A 1,378-nucleotide genomic window follows, 5' to 3' on the forward strand; every position below is an offset into this window, starting at 1 on the left:
ATGTACACGCCCGCGTCGATCAGCTTGTCGAGGTCGATGCCGGTCTCGATGCCCATGCCGTGCAGCATGTAGACCACGTCTTCCGTCGCCACGTTGCCCGTCGCACCCTTGGCGTAGGGGCAGCCGCCCAGGCCGGCCGAAGACGACTGGAAGTTCCACACGCCCATCTCGAGCGCCGCCAGCGTGTTGACCAGCGCCTGCCCGTAGGTGTCGTGAAAGTGGCCGGAAATGGCGTCGACATCGAAGTGCGCCAGCGTGGCCTCCATCGCCCCTTGCACCTTGCGCGGCGTGCCCACGCCGATGGTGTCGGCCACGTCCACGCGCTGCACGCCAATGCCCTTCATCAGTTGCGCCAGGTATGCGACCTTGGCCGGCGCAATCTCGCCTTCATAGGGGCAACCGACCGTGCACGACATGGCGCCGCGCACGTAGATGCCTTTCTCGCGCGCCGCAGCCACCACGGGCGCGAAGCGTTCGATGCTCTCGGCAATGGAGCAGTTGATGTTCTTCTGGCTGAAGGCCTCGCTCGCAGCGCCGAACACCACGATCTCGTCGGGCCACTCTTCGCGCGGCGCGGCAATGGCGGCCTCGAAGCCCTTCATGTTGGGCGTGAGCACCGAATAGCGCACGCCGGGCTTGCGTTGGATGCCGTGCATCACCTCGGCGTTGTCGGCCATCTGCGGCACCCACTTGGGACTGACGAAGCTGGTGACCTCGATCTCTTTTAGCCCTGCGTCCTGCAAGCAGTGCACGAGGCCGATCTTGATTTCGGCGGAGACCGGCTGCTTTTCGTTCTGCAGGCCGTCGCGCGGGCCGACGTCGACGATCTTGACTTTGGTGGGGAGTTTCATGGGATGTCTCTTGTGTCTCGGGAGAATGAGAAACCGTCGTCAATTGTCCGACACATGGAAACGCCCTGCTCGGTACACAAGTCGCGGAAGGTAGCAATGCGCGCCTGCGGGGTTGCAAATGGTGCCAGCCGGGCGCTAGGCGGTTTCGCGCTGCTCGAAGTCGTCGGGGCTGTCCGTGGTCGCGGCATCGGTCGCCTCGACCGCATCCACGCGCGCACCGTCCGGCCCCTGGCGCGCCCAGCGGATCAACCCTTCCACCGCGACAGCCTCGCCGGCTGCAAGCGCCTCCACGCTCCCATCACGCCGGTTGCGCACCCAGCCGCGCACGCCGAGCCGCTTCGCGGCCTGCACCATCGACCAGCGGTAGCCCACGCCCTGCACGCGGCCGCGAATGACGAGATGGCGGGTGACGGTGACGTTGTTGTTCATGGCATGGCACGGATCAGTAAGACTTGGGCAGCCCTAGCGCCTTTTCGGCGATGAAGTTCAGGATCATCTGCGGGCTCACGGGTGCAATGCGCGGAATG

The 1,378-nt window shown here is 65.3% G+C and carries 2 protein-coding genes and 1 pseudogene; all 3 read right to left on the reverse strand.

The features are described from left to right. The coding region (locus ACSFA3_RS23415; RefSeq protein ID WP_435507823.1) for a hydroxymethylglutaryl-CoA lyase at positions 1–851 on the reverse strand (851 nt) is incomplete at its 3' end. A 135-nt stretch (positions 852–986) separates the two neighbouring features. Beyond that, on the reverse strand, positions 987–1,280 hold the full coding sequence (locus tag ACSFA3_RS23420; protein ID WP_435474882.1) for an acylphosphatase: 294 nt from the start codon (positions 1,278–1,280) through the stop codon (positions 987–989). 13 nt (positions 1,281–1,293) lie between these two features. Further along, a pseudogene (locus tag ACSFA3_RS23425) lies at positions 1,294–1,378 on the reverse strand (acyl-CoA dehydrogenase family protein); the annotation flags it as partial.

Origin of the sequence: Variovorax glucosi (assembly GCF_051216695.1) — a bacterium.
Lineage (GTDB): Bacteria > Pseudomonadota > Gammaproteobacteria > Burkholderiales > Burkholderiaceae_C > Variovorax.

Coding starts and splice junctions, on each gene's coding strand:
- ACSFA3_RS23420 (WP_435474882.1), bottom strand. CDS start 1,280: ATGAACAACAACGTCACCGTCACCCGCCATCTCGTCATTCGCGGCCGC.